Genomic DNA, 14,908 nt, shown 5'->3' with positions numbered 1-14,908 from the left:
ATTTTAACAGCCTCCCCGCACAATCCTGCACAATGACTCGTTCTGTCAGCCTGAAAGGCCTTTGCAGCAGTTGGTTTTGACTGCTGTTGAATGGGCTTCGGACAACCAAAACGAGCACGTCTGTTTCGGAGGGGTAACGGCATGAATATTGATCGAATTTTGTCTCGTTTCAGAATCCAGACCAAGGTTCTGATTTTCATTCTGCCATTTGTCATCAGCATTTCAGCGGTGGGCTTCACTGGACTTTACGCCTCCGGTCTTCTGCAAGGCCGCATGGAAATCTCCAACAGCGTTCTGCAGTCGCTTTCCGGCTTCCGGGATGCGTCCGATGCGATGGGACATTTCCTTGAAAACACGACCCCTGAGAACCGCGATGCTGTGGCAAGTCAGTTGCAGACACAGCGCGGCAACCTCGACAGCATGCTCAACCAGCTCGCACCGGATGCAGAGGGCCGCGCCGAACTCGAAAACACTTTGAAATCGGTCGATGGCGTGAGCCAGCGCATTGACGATCTCTGGAAGCTCAACGAAAGCGAAATGGCGTTGCGGGCCCAGATCCAGTCCGGACTGGATGTGATCATCGCCCAGCAGGGTAAGGTCGAAAAAGCGGCCAACCAGATGCAGAAGGACGTGCGCAACGAAGAGAATGCCGCCAAATCCATGCTGCGCCAGGCCGACACGATCACGGCGGCTGCGACCTACCTGACCGGTGTCGCCACGAATTTCAACAAGCAGAAGAGCGCGCCGGAAAAGTTCGATTTCATCGCCGGGCAGATGAAGGAACTCAACATGCGCCACGAGATCCTGACCTCGGCGCTCCCTGCCAAGAACAAGGCGGTCTCAAAATCGCTCGGCAGCGTATTGCAGGCGCTTGCGGACATCATCAAGGCAGGCGACAAGAGCGATGCGGGCGTTTCGCAAATCTCGATGAAGCTTTCCGGTTTCCGCCAGTTGTCGGTCTATCTTGGTCTCGCCGCCGGACAGAAGATGAAGGAAGCTACGCAGAAATTTTCCGAGACCGATACTCCGCTGATCAAGGCGGAAGGCATTCTTGCAGGCTCGAACCGCATTCTGCGCACGGCCTACAATACCCGCATCAAACTCGCTCGCTTCATGCTGGATCCCAACGAGGAGAATGCCGGCATTCTAGGACAGGATCTCGTGCTCCTGCGCCGAGATGTTGATGGACTTTCGCGGGCATCGTCTGACGTGGCTTTCATTGCCGAAGCCGGCAAGACCCTCCTTCCTGCAATCGAGATGATTGGAAAGGCCAGCCAGGAACTGGTGAAGACAAGCCAGCAACGGCAGGAGCAATTTGCAGCGGCCGGCAGTGAGATCAATGGAATCTGGCAGCAGTTGACCGCTTTTGCCGAACTGCAGAAGAAAAGCGCCGGAGCCGAAAGGGAAGACGCCAACTCGATCTCGCTCGGCGCTACCGCCATCGGCATCATCATTGCCATCTTTGCCGGTATCGGCCTGGTCATGACCTTCAAGGGACCGATTGGCCAGATTACAGCGGCCATGCGCCGGCTTGCCGATGGCGCACTCGATACCAGTATCTCCGGTGAGGCCCGCGTCGACGAAATCGGCGAAATGGCCCGCGCGCTCGGTGTCTTCAAGCAGAACGCGCTGTCCAAAATCGAGATCGAACAGCGTAGCGAAGCCGAGCGTCGTGCCGCCGAAGAGGAGCGCCAGCGCAACGACCGCGAAAAGATGGATGTCGATCGCCAGATCGATTTCGCCGTCGATGCTCTTGCCGCCGGCCTTGGCCGCCTGTCGCAGGGCGATATTTCCGAAACCATCGAAACACCGTTCTTCGGTCGTCTCGAACAGTTGCGCAACGATTTCAACGTCTCGCTGCTCAGGCTGCAGGATACGATGAGCCAGATCCGCGGCAATGCCTCGATGATCCAGCGCAACACGATCGAACTGTCGGATTCCGCCGACGAGCTTTCCAAGCGGACCGAACAACAGGCCGCATCGCTTGAGGAAACCGCAGCTGCCGTCGAGCAGATCACTGTCACCGTTAAATCGTCTGCCGAGCGCGCAGAAGAAGCCAACCAGATTGTGGCCGACACGAAGAAATCGGCCGATGCTTCGTCGGCGGTCGTTGCAAGCGCGATCCAGGCCATGGGTCGGATCGAAGATGCCTCGGCAAAGATCGTCCAGATTATCGATGTGATCGATGAAATCGCCTTCCAGACCAACCTGCTCGCGCTCAACGCGGGGATCGAAGCCGCGCGCGCGGGCGAAGCGGGCAAGGGTTTCGCCGTCGTCGCCCAGGAAGTGCGCGAACTCGCCCAGCGTTCGGCTTCCGCTGCCCAGGAAATCAAGAGCCTGATCGATGCTTCGAGCACGGAAGTCTCGTCGGGTGCTCGTCTGGTGCAGCAGACTGGCGAGGTCCTGTCCGAAATCTCGCAGAAGATCGTCAATGTTTCCGAGCGGGTGGAAATGATTGCAATGGCCAGCCGCGATCAGTCCAATGCGCTTGGCGAAGTCAATTCGTCTGTCAACGAGATGGACCAGATGACCCAGCGAAACGCAGCCATGGTGGAAGAAACCAATGCGGCCACTCGCCAGCTTGCCTCTGAGGCGGACACGCTGATGATGCTGGTCGAGCAGTTCAAGCTTTCCGGCCAGGGTTCCGTTTCCCCGCGCACGTCCTATCGCGCGGCCTGACCGCGTCGGATCCTGCTGCGGGTAGCCCCGACCGTTACCCGCAGCATATATTGCATTTCAAACAATAGACAACCTTCAGTTTATAAAAACTCCAATTTATTGATTTCGGCATTAGTGTCGAATTAACTTGAAGATGTAAATCTGCTGACAATTGAAACTGGACCTCGGGGGGAGTTCAGGCGCATTGGCCTTCAGTCCTACTGATACCCTTGCGACTAAGTGGTCTAGTGAAACAACTTTACCGCCAGAGGTCGCGCGCGATGAATATTGATCGCATATTGTCCCGTTTCAAGATCCAGACCAAGGTCCTGATCTTCATCCTGCCTTTTGTCATCAGCATTTCGGCTGTCGGCCTGACAGGGCTCTATACATCCGACCTGCTCGAAGGACGCATGGAGATTTCCAACAGCGTTCTGCAGTCCCTTTCAGGGTTTCGTGACGTTTCATCATCGATGAGCGCATTCCTCGAGGATACCAACCAAGAAACGCGAGCGAAGGTATCGGACGAGCTCAAGCAACAGCGCGCTATCCTGGACGAAACGCTGGGCCAGCTTCCCAAGGGGGCTCAGGGTCGCGAAGATCTCGAAAAGGTCCTGACGTCTGTCGATGCCGTTGCCTCGAAGATCGACACGCTCTGGGAGCTGGACGAGAAAGAGACCGCGATCCGGACCGCCATCACCGACAATCTCGCACTGGTGACCGATGCACAGAAGAAGATCATAACGGCCGCGACGCGCGTACAGGTGAATGTCCGTGTCGATGAAAACAGCGCAAAGACGCTGCTTTCGCAGGCCGATCAGATCAACGCCACATCGGCATTCCTGACCGACATCGCCAAAAAATTCTCGACGCAACCAAGCCCGGAAGCCAAGTACGATTTTGCGAAGGCAAACTTCGACGAGATCAAGAAGCGGACGGGCAAGCTCAAGTCCGTGCTGCCGGAAAAAAGCAAATCGATCTCGAAGACGATCGAGGCAAACCTAGCCGCTCTTACCGGCATTCTCGACAGGAATGACAAGTCGGATGCGACGGTTTCGGAACTGTCGGCCAAGATCAATGCCATGCGGCAGACATCTGTCTATCTCGGCCTTGCCGCAGGCCAGAGGATGAAGGAAGCATCAGACAAGTTCGCCGAACTCAAGCAGCCGTTGATCAAGGCCGAGCGCCTTCTGACCGGCAGCCGCAAGGTGGTGGAGGATGCCTATGCGATCCGCATCAATCTCGCGACCTTCATGCTCGAGCCCAACGAAAAGAACCGCGGCATCCTTGCCCGCGATCTGGGCGAGATGAGCGCGCACCTCAAGACGCTGGTGTTTACGGCTGAGGAAGTGAAAGCCATCTCAGAGACTGCCACCAAACTCGTGCCTGTCATCGATGCCATGGGCGCCGCAGCCAAGGAGCTCGTGAGTGTCAGCGAGCAGAGGTTTGAAAAATTCTCCGCTGCCGGTGCAGAAATCGATACGATCTGGCAGCAGCTGACCACGTTCGCCGAACTTCAGAAGCAAAGCGCCGGTGCCGAACGGGAAGACGCCAACTCGATCTCGCTCAGCGCCATGGCAGCCGGTATCATCATTGCCATCTTTGCCGGTATCGGCCTGGTCATGACCTTCAAGGGACCGATTGGCCAGATTACAGCGGCCATGCGCCGGCTTGCCGATGGCGCACTCGACACCAGCATTTCCGGTGAGGCCCGCGTCGACGAAATCGGCGAAATGGCCCGCGCGCTCGGTGTCTTCAAACAGAACGCGCTGTCCAAAATCGAGATCGAACAGCGTAGCGAAGCCGAGCGTCGTGCCGCAGAAGAGGAGCGCCAGCGCAACGACCGCGAAAAGGTGGATGTCGACCGCCAGATCGATTTCGCCGTCGATGCTCTTGCCGCCGGCCTTGGCCGCCTGTCGCAGGGCGATATTTCCGAGACCATCGAAACGCCGTTCTTCGGTCGCCTCGAACAGTTGCGCAACGATTTCAACGTCTCGCTGCTCAGGCTGCAGGATACGATGAGCCAGATCCGCGGCAATGCCTCGATGATACAGCGCAACACGGTCGAACTGTCGGATTCCGCCGACGAGCTTTCCAAGCGGACCGAACAACAGGCGGCATCGCTTGAGGAAACCGCAGCTGCCGTCGACCAGATCACCGCAACCGTCAACACGGCATCCGAGCGTGCTGCAGAAGCCCGTACCGTCGTCGCCCAGGCCAAGCGCAATGCCGACAATTCGGCGGCGGTCGTTCAGAACGCGATTTCGGCAATGTCGCGGATCAAGGACTCGTCGGATCGTATCGCCCAGATTATCGATGTGATCGACTCGATCGCCTTCCAGACCAATCTGCTGGCGCTCAATGCAGGCGTCGAAGCTGCCCGCGCGGGCGAAGCGGGCAAGGGTTTCGCCGTCGTCGCCCAGGAAGTGCGCGAGCTCGCCCAGCGCTCAGCAAAGGCTGCCAAGGAAATCGGCGAACTGATTGCGACCTCGGTTACCGAAGTGTCAACCGGTTCGCAATATGTCGCCGAAACCGGCTCGGTGCTGACCGAGATTTCGCGTCAGATCGTCGATGTGGCCGGCCATGTCGAACTGATTGCCACTTCGGCACGGGAACAGGCCGCATCGCTTTCGGAAGTCAACTCGACCGTCAACCAGATGGACCAGGTGACCCAGCGCAATGCCGCCATGGTGGAGGAAACCAATGCGGCCACGCGCCAGTTGGCCGAAGAGGCAGACACGCTGATGCAGCTTGTGGCCGCCTTCAGCATCGAACGCGAAAACGGCAATCATCGCCGCCACGCAGCCTGACTGCGACGACACGGCAGGCTGTGCCGGCTTGCCGCTCGCACCGGTTTCAGGTTAGACAGAACGCGCCAGCAATGGCGCGTTTTTCGTTTGCACGCCCTTCAGGGCAGTGAGGTGAGCCATGCCGATGCGAGGAGGTGGAAGCAGAATGTTCCAGACCCGCAGCCGGCAACCCGCAAACCGCCGCAAACGCAGATCCCAGGGGCTGAAGGCGCTCGTCTGGGCGCTCGCTTTCGTCGTCAAACAGTTCTTCAGCGATCTCGACCGCAGGGCGGGACTTTTTGCCATGAAAATCGGTCTCCGCGCCCCGCGTGACGGCGAAGGCCGTTGTCGCCTTTCGATGTGAACCCATACGGCCGGCCGATGCATTGGCGGGTCAGACATGTTCCTCAACGAAAGGCAGTTCCATGGCTTGGCAAAGCCCCATTTCTCCCGGCATTTCCTGGTATGAAGATTCCGTCGGCGATCGTCCGACCTACCCCGCTCTCGATGGATCGACACAGGCCTCGGTGGCCATCATCGGCGGCGGTTTCACCGGCCTGCAGGCCGCCTACCATCTCGCAAAGGCAGGCGTCGATGTCATCCTGATCGATGCCAACCGCTTCGGCGATGGCGGATCGGGCCGCAATGGCGGCCAGCTCGGTACCGGCCAACGCTGGTGGCCGGAAGAATGCGAAGCCGAGTTCGGTCTCGAACGGTCGCGCGCCCTTTTTGCCATGGGCGAAGCGGCCAAACGGCATCTGCTCGATTTCTCTGCGTCCGAGAATATCGATATCGAATATCAGCAGGGACATATGATCGTGGCTCACAAGCCGCGCTATGAAAAGGCGTTCCGTGAGAATGCATCGATCGCCGCCGAGCGATACGATTATCCGCACCTGCATTTCATGGAGCGCGAGGAGACCGCATCGCGCGTGGGATCGTCGCGGTTTCATTTCGGCGTCTATGACCGGGGCACCGGCCATATCCACCCGATGAAGCTGATCGTGGGACTGGCAGCCGCTGCCGCTCGCGCCGGCGCCAGGCTCCATGAGATGAGCGCGGCCAAGGCGATCCATGCCGAGGGTGGCAAGGTCCGAGTCGAAACCGCACGCGGGACTATAATCGCCGACAAGCTGCTGCTCGCCACCAATGCCTATACGAAGGGTCTCGAGCCCGAAACCGCGGCGCATGTGATGCCGATCGGCTCCTTCATCGGCGCGACGCCGCCGCTCGATGCGTTTCCGAAGATCATCCCGGGCGGCGAATCGGTGGCCGATTCGCGGTTCGTCGTCCGCTATTTCCGCAAATCCAAGGATGGCCGTCTGCTGTTCGGCGGCCGCGAGGCCTATACGTCCGACAGTCCGAGCGACATTACCAGCCATATCCGGCGGCAGGTCGCGGAGATCTATCCGGAACTGAAGGATATTCCCTTCACGCATGGCTGGGGCGGCTATGTCGGCATCACCATGCCGAGGCTGCCTTTCGTGCGCCAGGTCAAGCCCAATGTTACCGTTATTGGCGGCTATTCGGGCCACGGCGTCATGCTCGCAAACTATTGCGGACGGCTCTATGCAGAGATGCTGACCGGCAAGGCAACCGACCTTGAGCTCTATCGCTCGTTCAACATCAAACCCTTCCCGGGAGGCCAGACATTCCGGGCACCGTTGCTGTTTCTGGCGCTGACCTGGTTTGCGATGATGGACCGGATCTGATCGACCGGCTGGCGGAGCCGCGGCTTTCGGCAGCGGCTTCGCGGATGCAAAAAAGGGTTGTTCGCTGGCGGCGGGTCTGATATCTTTAAATCGATTAGATTGCGAAATCGAAATTCGAGTATCAACCGAGAGATCGCCATGAGCAGCCAGATCATTCCCGTCGATCCATTTGACTATGTCGTCTTCGGCGGCACGGGCGACCTTGCCGAGCGCAAGCTTCTGCCTGCCCTTTATCATCGTCAGGAAGCAGGCCAGTTTACCGAGCCGACGCGGATCATCGGTGCTTCGCGCAGCCCGATGAGCCATGACGACTATCGCAAGTTCGCCCGCGTGGCGCTCGAGAAATTCCTCAAGCCCGGCGAGTTCAACGAGGAATCCTTCGCCAAGTTCGCCGCACGGCTGTTCTATGTGTCGGTCGATGCGGCATCCGAAAAGGGCTGGGACGAATTGCGCAAGCTGCTCGATGAGGGCAAGGAGCGTGTCCGCGCTTTCTACCTCGCCGTAGCGCCCGCGATTTTCGGCTCGATCAGCGAAAAGATCCGCGACCACAAGCTGATCACCAAATCGACCCGCATCGTGGTCGAAAAGCCGATCGGCCGTGATCTCGCTTCGGCACTCGATCTCAACGACACGATCGGCAAGGTCTTCAAGGAAGACCAGATCTACCGTATCGACCATTATCTCGGCAAGGAAACGGTGCAGAACCTGATGGCGCTGCGCTTTGCCAATGCGCTCTATGAGCCGCTGTGGAATTCCGCCCATATCGACCATGTGCAGATCACGGTGGCCGAGTCCGTCGGGCTGGAAGGTCGCGCCGGTTACTATGACAAGGCCGGCGCCCTGCGCGACATGGTGCAGAACCATATCCTGCAGCTTCTCTGCCTTGTTGCGATGGAAGCGCCCTCCTCCATGCATGCCGAAGCTGTGCGCGACGAAAAGCTGAAGGTGCTGCGTTCGCTGAAGCCGATCGACGCGTCGAACGTCGAGAAAATGACAGTGCGCGGGCAATATCGCGCCGGCGCTTCCGAAAAGGGCGCCGTCAAGGGCTATCTCGACGATCTCGAAGCGCCCTCCTCCAATATCGAGACCTATGTCGCCATCAAGGCCGAAATCGGCAACTGGCGCTGGGCGGGCGTTCCCTTCTATATTCGCACCGGCAAGCGACTGGCCTCGCGCGTTTCGGAAATTGTCATCACCTTCAAGCCGATCCCGCATTCGATCTTCGACAGTTCGGCGGGGCGTATCGGTGAGAACCAGCTGATCATCCGTCTGCAGCCCGATGAGGGCGTCAAACAGTCGATCATGATCAAGGACCCCGGACCGGGCGGCATGCGCCTGCGTGAAGTGTCGCTCGACATGAGCTTCGCCCAGGCTTTCGATGCCCGCAATCCGGATGCCTATGAGCGTTTGCTGCTGGATGTGATCCGGGCCAACCAGACGCTGTTCATGCGTCGTGACGAAGTCGAGGCGGCCTGGCGCTGGATCGACCCGATCCTCAAAGGTTGGGAAGAAACCGGACAATCCGTCCAGGGTTATACGTCGGGCACCTGGGGTCCGAGCCATTCCATCGCGCTCATCGAGCGTGATGGCCGCACATGGCACGAATAGGTGAAGCATGGCGCATCAATTGAACAGACTAGCTGACAAGGAAACGCTGGCTTCAGCGCTTGCAGACCGGGTCAGCGCCGCCCTTGCCGAAGGGATTGCCGCCCGCGGCAAGGCGTCGATCGCGGTCTCGGGCGGGTCGACCCCCAAGGCTTTCTTCAAGGCGCTCTCCACCCGCTCGATCGACTGGAGCCGCGTGACCGTGACGCTTGTCGACGAACGGTTCGTGCCGCCGGACAGCGAGCGCTCTAACCATGCGCTCGTCAGAGACAATCTCCTGCAGAATGCTGCAGCGGCGGCTGAGTTCGTGCCGCTTTATCATGCCGGCGGCGATGCCGCACATTCGGCAGCGCTAGCGAGTGAAGCTGTTGCAGCCATCGGCTATCCGTTCGATGTCGCCATTCTCGGCATGGGCAATGACGGGCACACGGCTTCCTTCTTCCCGGGCGGCGACCGGCTGGCAGAAGCCCTGTCCATGAAAACGCCACGCGGCGTTATTACCATGGAAGCCGAAGGTGCCGGCGAGACGCGGCTGACGCTGACTTTTTCCGCGCTCCAGGATGCGCGCCTGCTGGTGCTGCATATCGAGGGGCAGCAGAAAATGGACGTGCTCGAACAAGCGCTGGCGGGCGGCGATGAGCATGGCCCTTTCCCGATCGGCATCGTGCTTGAGAATGTTCCGGGCACGGTAGAGATTTTCTGGGCGCCCTGAGGCACCCCAATGGCCTGATTGACGAGGCGAGCGCCCTTCCCCGGGGCAACGCCTGCTTGGCGGCATGGACCGCCGGACCAGCGAAAGGAAAGCATTATGGCAGCCAACAGCACCATCGCAGCCATCACCGCTCGCATTGTCGAACGGTCGAAGCCCTCGCGGGAAGCCTATCTCGGACGTATTCGCGAGGCCGCCAGCCGCGGCCCGCACCGCAGCGTTCTTGGCTGCGGCAACCTCGCGCACGGGTTTGCCGTCTGTTCCCCCGCCGACAAGAGCCTGCTTGCCGGCGACAAGGCCCCCAATCTCGGCATCATCACGGCCTATAACGACATGCTTTCGGCGCACCAGCCCTATGAAACCTATCCGGAGCTCATCCGTCAGGCGGCGCGCGAAGCCGGTGGCGTCGCGCAGGTGGCCGGCGGTGTTCCGGCCATGTGCGACGGCGTGACCCAGGGCCAGCCCGGTATGGAACTGTCGCTGTTTTCGCGTGATCTCATTGCGATGTCGGCCGGTATCGGCCTGACCCACAACATGTTCGATGCCGTGGTCTATCTCGGTGTCTGCGACAAGATCGTCCCGGGTCTGGCGATCGCGGCGCTGACCTTCGGCCATCTGCCGGCGGTTTTCATCCCGGCCGGGCCGATGACCTCGGGCCTGCCGAACGACGAGAAGGCGCGGGTTCGCCAGCTTTTCGCCGAGGGCAAGGTCGGGCGTGACGAATTGCTCGAGGCCGAAAGCAAATCCTACCACGGACCCGGCACCTGCACTTTCTACGGCACCGCCAACTCCAACCAGATGCTGATGGAGATCATGGGCTTCCATATGCCCGGTTCCTCCTTCGTCAATCCGGGCACGCCGCTGCGCGAGGCTCTCACCCGCGAAGCCGCAAAACGCGCGCTCGAAATCACCGCGCTCGGCAATGAATATACGGCAGCCGGCGAAATGATCGACGAGCGCTCGATCGTCAACGGCGTTGTCGGCCTGCATGCGACCGGTGGCTCGACAAATCACACGCTGCATCTGGTCGCCATTGCGCGGGCAGCCGGCATTCACCTGACCTGGCAGGATGTGTCAGACCTTTCCGATGCCGTACCGCTTCTGGCACGGGTCTATCCGAACGGGCTGGCCGACGTGAACCATTTCAACGCCGCCGGCGGCATGGGCTTCCTGATCCGCGAACTGCTGAAGGGCGGCCAGCTGCATGACGATGTGCGCACCGTGTTCGGCCAGGGTCTCGAAGCCTATACGGTCGAGGCGAAGCTGGACGAGAACCGTCGCGTGCTGCGCATGCCGGTTCCGGAAGAAAGCGGCGACCCCAAGGTTCTGACCAGGATCGAAACGCCGTTCCAGCAGTCCGGCGGGCTTAAAATGCTTTCGGGCAATATCGGCACCGGTGTGATCAAGATCTCCGCCGTGAAGCCGGACCGGCATCTGATCGAAGCACCCGCCAAGGTGTTCCATGACCAGGCTGAACTCAACGCCGCCTTCAAGAATGGCGAACTGACAGGCGATTTCGTTGCCGTGGTGCGCTTCCAGGGACCGAAAGCGAACGGCATGCCGGAACTGCACAAGCTGACCACCGTGCTCGGCATCCTGCAGGATCGCGGCCAACGCGTGGCACTTCTCACCGATGGCCGCATGTCCGGCGCATCGGGCAAGGTTCCCGCGGCCATTCACGTAACACCGGAGGCCAAGGACGGCGGGCCGATCAGCCTCATCCGCGAGGGCGACATGATCCGTCTCGATGCGGAGAACGGCAGTCTGGAGCTGCTGGTCGATGCTGCGGAACTTGCCAGCCGCACGCCGGTGACGGCAGACCTCTCCCACAACGAGTTCGGGCTCGGGCGCGAGATGTTTGCAATCTTCCGCCAGATGGCCGGACCGGCAGACCAGGGCGCGAGCGTGCTGTTCTGATCATGCCGATCCAGATCCGGCGCGCAAAAGCCAGCGATATCGACAGGATCATGGAAATCGAACGGCTGCCGGGCTTCGAGGCTCTGGTCGGCCGTTCGGCACGGTCCATCCATGAAACACTGGTGGACGATCCGACGCATGCCTATCTGCTGGCAATCGATGATGCCGACAAGGTGGTCGGTTTTGCCATCCTTCGGGATATCGGCAGCGAACAGGGCAACATCTACCTCAAGCGCATCGCCATGGCCGAAACCGGCAAGGGTCTCGGCTCCGCCTTTCTCGACCTTGTGCTGGAATGGGCCTTCTCGCTGCCCGGCGCCCACCGTGTCTGGCTCGATCATTTTGCCGACAATCATCGCGCCCACAGTGCCTATGAGAAGGTGGGATTCGTCAGCGAGGGATTGATGCGTCAGGCCTACAAGCTGCCGGACGGCAGCCGCGCCGATCTCGTGATGATGGCGGTTCTGAAGCCAGAATGGTCTCTGAAAAACAGACTCTGATCAGACCATCGTGGCGCCGAACTCTGCCAAGGCCCCGATGATGCCGCGCATGGCGAGCCCCTGCTCGGTGAGTTCGTATTCGGTCGTCGGTGGATTGGTCGGAAAGACGCGCCGGAGAACAAGCCCCTGCGCTTCGAGATCGCGCAGACGCTGGGCGAGAATGCGGGGCGAAATGCCCTCAAGGCTTCGCTGCAACTCGCTATAGCGCTTCTTGCCGGAGAGAAGATCGCGGACAACCAGCAGGGTCCATTTGCCATCCAGAATGTCGAGCGCGCGACGGACGGGGCATGCCACCACGCATGGCCCATCGGCGAGATTCTCAAGGAGCTCCGTCCCGGACATGCTTGATCTCCAGAAAAGTTTCAACTTCACTTTTGGTAACTACTTCACTTTATATAGCGCTCGCTTTAGCTGATGTCACGTCAAACATAGGAGACTGACATGCTGAAACTGCTGCTGCGCCTGATCGGAACCATCCAGATCGTTCTTGGCCTTGCCTATCTTTTTGCACCCGATGCATTCCTGGCATCCATGGGACATTCGATCCCGCCAGCCGATATCCATTATCCGCTCGCCATGCTGGCCTCTCGGTTTCTCGTCTATGGTGCCGGTTTCTGGCTGGCGGCGGCAGCACCCGAAAAGAACCGCCTTCTCATCCGGCTCATGGGTGCCATCCAGCTGGTCGATCTGGCCGCCGGCCTCTATTTCACCGCCAATGGCACCGTTGCGCTTGGCTTGACTGCCTTCCCGATGTTCAACGCGATCTGGATCGGGCTTGTTACCTTCTTCTGGCCACTCCCGCGGCAGGCGGTGTGATCATGTCGAAACTCTCGGCCTACCTGTTTGATTGGCTGCAGCATTCCGATTGCTATCGGGAGATCCACGCGGCAGCGATTGCCGCTGCCGGTGCGCCGGAAGGCAGAGGCTGGCTCGACATCGGTTGCGGCCCAGGTGCGCTGGCGATCCACGCAGCCGTCAGCGGATTTGACGCATGTGGCTATGATCCCGACTCCGACATGATCGACCGCGCCAAAGCGCGCGCTCGATCGGCAATGGTTTCTGTGAAGTTCGGTCAGTCCGGCCTCACGGATGCCGTCGATTGCGGCATCCGGGCCGAGGTGGTTTCCGCCGCCTCGCTGCTGTTCGTTCTTGCAGACAGGGACGCGGCATTACGTGACCTGATGAAGCTCGTCGCACCGGGCGGGCTGTTGATCTTGATCGAGACGACACGGACAATGACACCGGCCAACGCCCTCGCCCTTTTTCTGCGCCGGTTCCGTCATCCCCGTAATCTCGGTCTTCTGCTCTGGGGGCTGGTTCGCGGTGGCAAGGCCATCGATCTGGAGCCGCTGATCGTAAACCTGCCAGTCGCCAGCCACACCACGCATCATGTTCTCGATGGGATGGTGACGATTTCGGTTCTCAGAATGGCCATGCCTGCCGGCATTGCCCTTGACGGGGCTCGACAAGTCGCGGAAAACCACCGAAGCAAAATGGAAATGCTGGATGTGGACCCGCCAGACCTTCTTTCGGCGCGCAAACGCGCAGGACATTCCGGCGATCATGGTGATCGAGCGGCAGGAAGGCTATGAGCATCAGGTCGGGCGCTGGAGCGAAGACGAACATCTTCACAACATCTCCAGGCCCGGCATTCTCTATCTCGTCCACGATGATCCGGCGACCGCAAAGCCGGTGGCCTTCGCAGCCCTGACCGGTCTCGGCCAGGCTGGCGGCGAGATCCGCATCAAACGTCTGATTGTTTCCAAGCCGGGCAGGGGGATCGGCGGCCGCTTTCTCGAAACCATCGTCGAAATGGCATTCGAGAACACGACCGCAGAGCGGGTTGCGCTCAATGTCGCGTCAACCAATGAAGAGGCGATCCGCTTTTACGATTCGCACGGCTTCAGCCGCTATGCGATCCAGCATGCCGCCGGTCGCACGCCGGCTGGCACTTTGGTCAATCTCATTCTCATGGCTCTGTCGCGGAACGCTTGGGAAGCGATCCGCGAGGAAGAACAGAACGATTCCTGATCAGAATTTAGGGACCGGCTTGCCGGCCTTGCGATAGGCGGCAATGACGGTATTGGCCATCAGCATGGCGATCGTCATCGGCCCGACACCACCCGGAACCGGGGTAATGGCGCCGGCAACCGGTTCACAGGATGCGTAGTCGCAATCGCCGACCAGCTTGGTCTTGCCTTCACCCTTTTCAGGCGCTGCAACGCGGTTGATACCGACATCGATGACCGTTGCGCCGGGCTTCACCCAGTCGGCCTTGACCATTTCGGGGCGGCCGACGGCCGCGACAAGAATATCGGCAGTGCGGCACACGGCGGCCAGATCCTTGGTTCGCGAATGGGCCGTCGTAACCGTGGCATTGCGCGTCAAAAGCAGTTGCGCCATCGGCTTACCAAACAGGTTCGAACGGCCGATGACAACGGCATTGAGACCGGACAGGTCTTCGCCACGCACGTTGCGGACGAGGATCAACGCGCCGGCCGGCGTGCAGGAAATAAGACCGGTCTCGGTATCGCCGGTGGCGAGCTTGCCGGCATTGACGACATGCAGGCCATCGACATCCTTTTCCGGCAGGATCGCCTGGATCACCGGCTCGGAATCCAGGTGCTTCGGCAGAGGCAACTGCACCAGAATGCCATGGATCGTGGGATCTGCATTCAGATCGGCGACCAGAGCCATCAGCTCTTCCTGGCTGGTTGCTTCCGGCAGCGAATACTGAACCGACTTGAAGCCGCATTCCTTGGCCATCTTGCTCTTGGAACCGACATAGGCCTGGCTCGCCGGATCGGCGCCGACAAGAATGACGGCGAGGCCGGGCGTGACGCCGGTTTCTGCCTCGAGTGTCGCCGTTGTGGATTTGACTTGCGCGATGACGGACGCTGCCGTCTCCTTGCCATTGATTACCTGCGCCACCGGCTTATCTCCCATCAATGTTTCTTAAGATGCGGCGATCCTACCAGCAGCCTTGCGGCGTGTTTGTCTCACTGCGTCCTGATGCGG

General features: G+C 60.0%; 13 protein-coding genes. 11 read left to right on the top strand and 2 right to left on the bottom strand.

The window, feature by feature from the left end:
- Window positions 1-141: 141 nt before the first annotated feature.
- The 8 genes from Q4481_RS01470 to Q4481_RS01435 all read left to right on the top strand — a co-directional run bounded on the left by Q4481_RS01470 (window position 142) and on the right by Q4481_RS01435 (window position 11,890).
- Window positions 142-2,679 (top strand): methyl-accepting chemotaxis protein, encoded by a 2,538-nt coding sequence (locus Q4481_RS01470; protein WP_304374488.1) that lies wholly within the window; start codon window positions 142-144, stop codon window positions 2,677-2,679.
- A 260-nt stretch (window positions 2,680-2,939) separates the two neighbouring features.
- Entirely contained in the window at window positions 2,940-5,468 is a 2,529-nt protein-coding gene (locus Q4481_RS01465) for a methyl-accepting chemotaxis protein (RefSeq protein ID WP_304374487.1), read from the top strand.
- Window positions 5,469-5,613: 145 nt separating this feature from the next.
- Entirely contained in the window at window positions 5,614-5,811 is a 198-nt protein-coding gene (locus Q4481_RS01460; protein WP_304374486.1) for a hypothetical protein, read from the top strand.
- 61 nt (window positions 5,812-5,872) lie between these two features.
- On the top strand, window positions 5,873-7,159 hold the full coding sequence (locus tag Q4481_RS01455) for an NAD(P)/FAD-dependent oxidoreductase (protein ID WP_304374485.1): 1,287 nt from the start codon (window positions 5,873-5,875) through the stop codon (window positions 7,157-7,159).
- A gap of 138 nt (window positions 7,160-7,297) precedes the next feature.
- Complete coding sequence (zwf, locus tag Q4481_RS01450; RefSeq protein WP_304374484.1) at window positions 7,298-8,767, top strand: glucose-6-phosphate dehydrogenase; 1,470 nt, start codon at window positions 7,298-7,300, stop codon at window positions 8,765-8,767.
- A 7-nt stretch (window positions 8,768-8,774) separates the two neighbouring features.
- Entirely contained in the window at window positions 8,775-9,476 is a 702-nt protein-coding gene (pgl, locus tag Q4481_RS01445) for a 6-phosphogluconolactonase (protein WP_304374483.1), read from the top strand.
- A gap of 96 nt (window positions 9,477-9,572) precedes the next feature.
- Entirely contained in the window at window positions 9,573-11,390 is a 1,818-nt protein-coding gene (gene edd, locus Q4481_RS01440; RefSeq protein WP_304374482.1) for a phosphogluconate dehydratase, read from the top strand.
- Between the two features lie 2 nt (window positions 11,391-11,392).
- Window positions 11,393-11,890 (top strand): GNAT family N-acetyltransferase, encoded by a 498-nt coding sequence (locus tag Q4481_RS01435; RefSeq protein WP_304374481.1) that lies wholly within the window; start codon window positions 11,393-11,395, stop codon window positions 11,888-11,890.
- Here the strand turns inward: Q4481_RS01435 and Q4481_RS01430 are convergent, their stop codons facing one another.
- Window positions 11,891-12,232: a winged helix-turn-helix transcriptional regulator gene (locus Q4481_RS01430; RefSeq protein ID WP_304374480.1), complete on the bottom strand. Its 342-nt coding sequence runs from the start codon at window positions 12,230-12,232 to the stop codon at window positions 11,891-11,893.
- A gap of 99 nt (window positions 12,233-12,331) precedes the next feature.
- Here Q4481_RS01430 and Q4481_RS01425 point away from each other — a divergent pair, with 99 nt between their 5' ends.
- Genes Q4481_RS01425 through Q4481_RS01415 form a run of 3 tightly spaced genes read left to right on the top strand, consistent with a single transcriptional unit; the run spans window position 12,332 to window position 13,921 of the window.
- Entirely contained in the window at window positions 12,332-12,706 is a 375-nt protein-coding gene (locus Q4481_RS01425; RefSeq protein WP_304374479.1) for a hypothetical protein, read from the top strand.
- Window positions 12,707-12,708: 2 nt separating this feature from the next.
- The gene (locus Q4481_RS01420; protein WP_304374478.1) at window positions 12,709-13,482 is read left to right on the top strand and encodes a class I SAM-dependent methyltransferase; all 774 of its coding nucleotides are present in this window, start codon (window positions 12,709-12,711) and stop codon (window positions 13,480-13,482) included.
- On the top strand, window positions 13,454-13,921 hold the full coding sequence (locus Q4481_RS01415) for a GNAT family N-acetyltransferase (protein WP_304374477.1): 468 nt from the start codon (window positions 13,454-13,456) through the stop codon (window positions 13,919-13,921). Before Q4481_RS01420 ends, Q4481_RS01415 begins: the two co-directional genes overlap by 29 nt.
- Here Q4481_RS01415 and folD read toward each other — a convergent pair whose 3' ends face one another.
- Window positions 13,922-14,821, bottom strand: a complete 900-nt coding sequence (gene folD, locus Q4481_RS01410) for a bifunctional methylenetetrahydrofolate dehydrogenase/methenyltetrahydrofolate cyclohydrolase FolD (RefSeq protein WP_304374476.1) — start codon at window positions 14,819-14,821, stop codon at window positions 13,922-13,924.
- Window positions 14,822-14,908 lie beyond the last annotated feature (87 nt).

Source organism: Fluviirhizobium alvei (assembly GCF_030551875.1).
In the GTDB taxonomy this organism is placed as follows: Bacteria; Pseudomonadota; Alphaproteobacteria; order Rhizobiales; family Rhizobiaceae; genus Rhizobium_E; species Rhizobium_E alvei.
This window is presented reverse-complemented; position numbering and strand designations above follow the sequence as displayed.